The sequence below is a fragment of the Pseudoalteromonas sp. C8 genome (assembly GCF_011378685.1).
Classification (GTDB): Bacteria; Pseudomonadota; Gammaproteobacteria; order Enterobacterales; family Alteromonadaceae; genus Pseudoalteromonas; species Pseudoalteromonas arctica.
Genome location: NZ_WTKT01000036.1, coordinates 1 through 6141, shown reverse-complemented (window position 1 = coordinate 6141; position 6141 = coordinate 1). Strand labels below are relative to the sequence as shown.

The 6141-nt window shown below is 35.5% G+C and carries 1 protein-coding gene and 1 pseudogene; both read left to right on the top strand.

What is annotated here, in order from left to right; all coding sequences use genetic code 11:
- A partial coding sequence (locus GQR39_RS19850; RefSeq protein WP_165736416.1) for a hypothetical protein occupies nt 1-207 on the top strand: 207 nt, incomplete at its 5' end.
- Between the two features lie 239 nt (nt 208-446).
- A pseudogene (locus GQR39_RS19845) lies at nt 447-6141 on the top strand (thrombospondin type 3 repeat-containing protein); the annotation flags it as partial.

The window sequence follows — 6141 nt, the reverse complement described above, 5'->3', positions numbered from 1 at the left end:
GTAATAAAAGATGGACGTGCAACCACAGAATATGGACGTTTAACACTAGAGGGTAATTTGGCTGATTTAACCATAAGCTCATACGATACAAATAACGACGGGCAGGCTGACGTTATAGTAAATAGTGTTGACGCTGGAACGTTAAGCCGCAGTAGTGTTATTTATAGTGGCGAGGGTTTAGGATTGCTAAGCACAACCATTCACTAAGCTGATATTTAAATAGGTGAAAACAGAAGCCACGGTGTTAATAGCACCGTGGCTTTTTAGTAAGTAGTACATTTATCGTTTTTAGTATTCAAAACCCTCTTTTGTAATGAGAAAACTTTTGAATAAAAAGACTAAAGGATTGTTTGTATGTACCCTAATGTATTATAATTTGATTACATATGTAAATTACAATTAATATTAGGTTGTAATTTAGTTACTAAAAACAAAGGAGTGTTTTTATGCACTTAAAGCTGTTATTAATTATTTTTTGCTTATTTTCTTCAGAAATATACGCAAATTTAATTCAAGAAAATGAAGTATCCTCAGGCTATTCTCTTAGCTCTACAAAAATACTAGAAAAACACTATGCGTCCTGCGGGGGCACATCACGTGTTAATATTGGTGAATTTAAACCTTCAGGTGTGGAATGTACCTACAAAGATAGTGATAATAATACTCATACAACCTATATTGCTAAGCTTCCCTCTAAAATCGAACAAAATTTAATTCTCCAAGACGGCACGCTTGATTTACAAGGTACTACGCTTGTTATCGAAGGCGATTTTATACAAGCCGGTGGAACAGTTGCTCTAAATGGTGGTTCTTTGATCGTTAAAGGGGACTATCGAATTCAAAAGCCAACCGATGAGGTTGGTTTATACACCTATTCGTTTGGTAAATTATTAATGCAAACTGATGATGAATCAGTTTTGGTGTATGGGGACTTTGTAAATGACTCAACTATTAACTCATCAAATAATCTAATCGCTGGCACCTTAGAAATAAAAGGGCATTTTAATCAGTTATCAACTTACTCTCGAGCAAGTGGTAATTACAGCTTTAAAACAAGTGGAACACACAAGGTTATTTTATCAGGCACAGAACAGCAAACCGTGTACTTTGATAATCCAGGAAATAGCTATTCGCTCTTTAATCAGTTATTGATAGAAAATAGCAGTTCAGCTGGTGTTGATTTTAAAACTAAGGCATATGTCTCTTCAATTTTGTATAAAACTAGTACCCCTATACATAACTCAGAAAATTTAACCTTATCTGGCCAAGCTATTATTGAAGGCGGGGTTTGGGAGAGTGATCTTAGTATTGATACTTATAGTACCTCTTGGGTTTTATCGCGTGATCAGCTAATTAAAGGTAACTTTTATATTGCTGGGGCAGGCGTAAACTTGACTGATTTTAAGCTGACAGTTGAAGGTGATTTAATTCACTCAGATGGTAATTTAAATATAAATAAAGGTAGTTTAATTGTTAAAGGTAATTACCGAGTTCAAAAACCTGTTAATGCTGTTTTAGGAGAATATACTTACTCTAGCGGCATATTATTAATGCAAGACGTTAACGCAAGTGTTTTGGTCTATGGTAGTTTTACTATGGATTCACGAGAAGGCTCACGCGATGGTTTGTATTTAAGTGCGGGTACTTTAGAGGTTAAAGGGGATTTTACCCAGCTGTCTTCTTACTCAGGTGTTTATAATTTTAAAGCAAGTGGTACTCATAAAGTTATATTATCGGGTGATAAACAACAAACAGTACACTTTGACGATACATATAATAACTCTTCATTATTTAGTCAGCTAGAAATTAAAAATACAAGCTTAGAAGGTGTGAATTTTGATACCTTGATTGCTGTTTCATCAGTTCTTTTTAATACGACTACTCCTATCGTTAACTCTAAAAATATAGCGTTAGTTGGAAGTGCTATTATTAATGGTGGGGTGTGGAATAATGATATAACAATAAGCAATAACGATGCTACTTGGCTACTATCCGCAGACCAAACTATTAATGGTAACTTTTACGTGAATGGTTCTGAAGTTAATTTAAATGGCTTTGCACTTACTGTTGAAGGTAACTTAATACAATCAGATGGTGCATTAAACATAGCGCAAGGTAGTTTAGTTGTGAAGGGCGATTATCGCTTACAAAAACTAACAGCTATACCGGGTGAGTATACGTATTCAAACGGTAGTTTATTAATGAAAAACGATAGTGATAGAGTCTTAGTTAATGGCGATTTTGTAACCGACGCCAGAAGCTCTTCTAACAATAGTAATCTTAGTGCCGGTATATTAGAAATTAAGGGCGATTTTAGCCAATTAAGTACCAACTCTGGTCAGTATAATTTTAGAGCAACAGGAACGCATAAGGTTATATTGTCTGGTAATGAACAACAAATTGTTCACTTTGATGACCCTTCTTATAAATACTCTCAGTTTAATCAGTTAGAAATTGCTAATAATAGTGATGCTGGTGTTGTTTTTGAATCAGAAGCACTTGTTGGCTCAGCTCTTTCACCCACTACTTCGGCTATTACCCATAGTGAAAATATTGTGCTATCAGGCCCTGCTGTTATTAATGGTGGAGCATGGACTGGCAATATTACCGTAAACGCTAACAGTAGCGCATGGGTACTTAATGCGGATCAAACAATTAAAGGTAATCTCTATTTAAGTGGCTCAGATATTAATCTTAATGGTTTTACTCTTACTGTTGAGGGGAAAATTATTCAAGCGGGAGGCGAACTAACGGTTGCAGAAGGTCATTTAATCGTTAATGGTGACTATCGAATTCAAAAACCAACAGATATCCCAAGTGAATATATTGCTTCTTCGGGCGCTCTAGTAATGAAAGCGACTGAAGATAGCGTACTAGTTGGCGGCGATTTTATTACTTTTTCTAACCCTAATAATTCATACAATAAAGATTTAGTTGCAGGAACGTTAGAAGTTAAAGGTGATTTTATCTCTTTAGGGCGTTATAGCTTTATAGCTAGTGGTACGCATAAAGTGGTTTTATCAGGAGCTGAGCTGCAAAAAATTTCTCTTGAAAGAACAAAGTACAATGAATCAGTATTTAATGAACTTCTAATTACAAATACAAGCGTTCTTGGCATTAATGTTCAAACAGATGTTCTTGTAGCGTCTAAACTTTACTCAACGACAACACCTATTATTAATTCAGAAAATATAGTGTTGAGTGGACAAGCTGTTATTGACGGAAATACTTGGCCAAATAATTTAACTGTAAATACAAATAGTAGCCCTTGGGTACTTACAAACGACCAAGTAATAAAAGGAAACTTATTTGTTAGTGGTTCTGAAGTAAATCTGAATGGCAAAAAGCTTACCGTTGAGGGGGATTTAGTCCATAGCGATGGTGAAATGGACATTGCTCAGGGAAGCTTAGTGGTTAATGGTGATTACTTAATTCAAAAACCTACAGATGTGCCTGGCGAGTATACCTACTCATCGGGAATATTATTAATGCAAAACGCTGAAGATAGTGTATTTGTTGGTGGCAATTTTGTTATGGACTCTTACAAAGGAGCTCAGGATGGAAGCTATTTAAGCGCTGGTACTTTAGAGCTTAAAGGTGATTTTACTCAATTATCAACTTCTTCTGGTTATTATAACTTTAGAGCAAGTGGCACCCACAAGGTTATTTTATCTGGTAATACACCACAATCTGTGCATTTTGATGACCCAAAATCTAACTTCTCACAATTTAATCAACTTCAAATTACTAATAGCAGCATGCAAGGGATTAACTTTGAAACAGCAACTTTAATTGCTGCAACGCTATACAGTACTAATACGCCTATTTCTAACTCTTCAAATATCGTACTGACAGGAAGAGCTGTAGTTGATGGTGGTATTTGGCGCCATAATTTGACTATAAATGATGATAGTAGTCCATGGTTTTTGAGCAATGATTTAGTTATTCAGGGTAATTTAAATATTACTGGGTCTGAGGTTAGTTTGAATACTCATACTCTGACTGTTAAAGGGAGCTTAATTCACTCAGATGGTGACTTAAATATTAACCAAGGTACATTAATTATTGAAGCTGACTACCGGGTTCAAACACCAGATAATATTGTAGGGGAATACAAAGGTTCAACTGGTGTACTTTTAATGCAAAGTGCTGAAGATAGAGTTTTAGTAAATGGTAACTTTTATATACATTCAAATTACAATGTAAGTAATGATAGTGACTTAAGTGCAGGTATATTAGAGGTCAAAGGTGACTTTATGTCATTAGGCAGCTATAGCTTTAAAACGAGCGGTACACATAAAGTAACTCTATCAGGCAGTAAGTATCAAACAGTACATTTTGATGCTACCAAATTTGATAGCTCTAGATTTAATGAATTACTAATTACAAATAGTAGTGAATCAGGTGTAAGTTTTGATGCACCTGCGATAGTTTCTTCAAAGCTTTATGCTACAACTACCGCAGTTATTAACTCAGAAAATATTGTGTTAAGTGGTCAGGCTGTTATTGAAGGAAATACATGGCCGTATAACCTTTCTGTTAATAGTAATAGTAATGCGTGGGTATTATCATCAGATACATTAATAAAGGGTGACTTTTATGTTAATGGCTCTGAGGTTAATTTAAACACTAAAGAACTTAAGATTGAAGGAAGCTTAACTCACTCGGACGGAGAGCTAAATGTCGAGAAAGGGAGTTTAATTGTAGGCGGTGCTTATCGTGTACAGACACATACGACTATTCCTAATCAATACACTTACTCTAGGGGGGCATTGTTAATGCAAAACCCTGCAGATAAAGTATTGGTAAGTGGTGATTTTGTTATTGATACAAATAATTACTCTTCTAATGAAAGCTACTTAAGCGCAGGTGTTTTAGAGGTGAAAGGCGACTTTAGGCAGCTATCTAGCTACAGCAATTACAGCTTTAAAGCCACTGGAACTCATAAAGTAATCTTATCTGGTTCTGAGCAACAAATAGTTCATTTTGAAGATCCTAGTTACAGGCACTCTCATTTTAGCGAACTTCAAATTTTAAATAGTAGCCTAGAAGGCGTTGAATTCGAAACGCAGTCTGTTGTTTCATCATTACTTTATAGTACAGAAACGTCTATTTTAAACTCTTCAAATATTGTCTTAAGTGGTTTTGCTGCTATTGACGGTGATTTTTGGAAAGATAGCCTAACAGTTAATAATGCAAGTAGCACTTGGGTCCTTTCGCGTGATCAAACTATTAAAGGTGATGTTAGCCTAGCAGGTGCAGAAATTAATTTGAACGGTTATGCGCTTAGTATAGAGGGAAATCTTACCCAATCGGCTGGTAATTTAAATATTGCTAAAGGTAGTCTAAAAGTTGAGGGTGATTACCGAATTCAAAAACCTACCAATGCACCAAACGAGTATACCAACTCATATGGTATTTTAATTATGCAAAGCGCTGAAGATAGTGTAGTTGTTGCTGGTGATTTTATTACCGATTCTAGTAAGTACTCTTCTTCAGATACTTTAGATAAAGGTACCCTAGAAATTAAAGGTAACTTATCAGTTTTAAGACGCTACAACTTAGTCCCTTCAGACGATTTTAAAGTGATACTATCGGGAGATGATCAGCAAACAGTTTTCTTTACTGATTATAGCTATTCTTACTTTTCTGAACTTGAGTTAAATAATACGGTAGAAACTTTATTTTCGAGTAACGTTCAGGTCACTTCATTATTTAATCACAATCAGAATCCATTTGTACTTCAAGGCGATGAAAATGTTTTTGTTGATTATGATGGTGACCAGGTACTTGATAACGAAGACTACTTTCCTCTTGATGCATCAGAATCAGCCGATACAGACTTAGATGGTATTGGCGATAATTCAGACCCTGACACTGATGTTGATGGAGATGGTTTGTCGAACTTTATAGAGATTGCTAATGGCTTAGACCCATTAAATCCTAATGACGCTAATGATGATTTTGACAATGATGGTTTAACTAATGCAGAAGAAATAGCATTAGGCACGAACTTAAATGCTGCAGATTCAGATGGTGATGGTGTAAACGATAACGTTGAAATAGCCAATGGCAGCGACCCATTAGACTCAAATAGTATTGTAGGCCCATTGGGTGTACTGTCGCTGTTTAATGATACTA